The organism is Eubacterium ramulus, from assembly GCF_003122485.1.
GTDB classification, from domain to species: Bacteria; Bacillota; Clostridia; order Lachnospirales; family Lachnospiraceae; genus Eubacterium_I; species Eubacterium_I ramulus_A.
In genome coordinates this window covers 1-1,401 of the sequence record NZ_JRFU01000268.1, presented here as the reverse complement: position 1 = coordinate 1,401, position 1,401 = coordinate 1, and the positions used below count along the sequence as shown (strand labels likewise).

At 43.8% G+C, this 1,401-nt stretch carries 1 protein-coding gene; it reads right to left on the bottom strand.

Translation table 11 applies throughout. The features are described 5' to 3' along the window. Positions 1–102: 102 nt before the first annotated feature. Positions 103–1,167 (bottom strand): 16S rRNA (cytosine(1402)-N(4))-methyltransferase RsmH, encoded by a 1,065-nt coding sequence (gene rsmH / locus LG34_RS16470; protein WP_109217039.1) that lies wholly within the window; start codon positions 1,165–1,167, stop codon positions 103–105. Positions 1,168–1,401 lie beyond the last annotated feature (234 nt).

Here is a 1,401-nt window from a genome sequence, read left to right as displayed (position 1 = left end):
ACTCACCACTTGCAGAAGTGGGAGTCTCAACTCAGACTGAGATGAATCTCCTTCTAAAATGCAACAAAAAATAACTGCTTTTCTACTCATTTCACATTTTATCTAAATTTCCATATCTGACCGGATCGCCCAACGCATTTTTGTGGAACGGGCACGTCCATTCTGTGCACATTCCTGTGCGGACGGACGAATGACATCCTTCGCGTAATCCGCATAAATACCAGTCTTATACCCATCCTTTAAGGCTTTCTTCACCAGACGGTCCTCCCCGGAATGGAAGGTCAGAATTGCCACACGTCCACCCGGTTTTAAAGCTCCCGGAAGTTTTTCCATAAATTCATACAGCACTTCAAATTCCCGGTTTACGTCAATGCGAAGTGCCTGGAAAACTCTCTGGCAGGTCTTTTTCACCGTATCTTTACGCTCTTTTTCCGGCAAAAATTCCAATGTTTTCTCAATGACCTGCCGCAGTTTTGTCGTTGTATCGATTCGGTTTCCCCTGCGAATTTCCTTCACGATTGCCTCTGCGATCTCCTCACAATACGGCTCATCGGAATTTTCATCCAACATGCCCGCCAGCTCTTCAAAAGAAATATTATCCAGACGTTCTGCCGCACTGATTCCTTTTTCCTGATTCAAACGCAGATCCAGCGGTCCGTCTACCTTGTAAGAAAAACCACGCTTTGGATTGTCGATCTGCATGGAAGACACGCCAAGGTCTGCCAGAATAAAGTCAAAACCACCGACTTCTTTTGCGATCTCATCAATGGTGCAGAAATTCTGCAATTTTACGGTCAGCATGTCCTCACCAAATCCCTGCTCTGCCAGACGTTTTCTGGTCTTTGCAGATTCTTCCGGATCTACATCCGTGGCGTACATATGACCTTCTCCCTGAAGGCACTGCATCATCGCCTTTGTATGACCGCCATAACCTAAAGTCGCATCAAAACCAACCTGTCCCGGTTTGATCTCCAGAAAATCCAGTATCTCTTTTACCATAATAGAAATGTGCATGCCCGCAGGCGTATTACCCTTTCGGATGACATGCTCAATGGTATCCTGATATTTTTCCGGTTGTAATTCTTTGTATTTTTCCTCAAATTTCTTTGGATATTTTCCTTTATAACGCACACGTCGCTTGTGCGGTGTCTGTGTTTCGTTCTCCATAAAGTTCCTTTCTGATTTCTTTCCCTTCTGGTTTTATTGTACATTTTTCTAAAAATCTAAATTCTCACCAATCATCATGTGCAAAATTTTCAACTAACACTGTTAGTCTTTTGCGTACGGATACTTTTTCGTGGTTATGCTTATTATACCGAAGTCCCGTAAGCAAATCAAGAACCGCATGTTTACATTTCAAGTCGAACGCACGTGAGACTTGGTGCGTGATTCTGGTCAGCG

Bases quoted from the DNA above. Each gene is read 5' to 3' on its own strand.
- rsmH (WP_109217039.1), bottom strand. From the start codon at position 1,167: ATGGAGAACGAAACACAGACACCGCACAAGCGACGTGTGCGTTATAAA.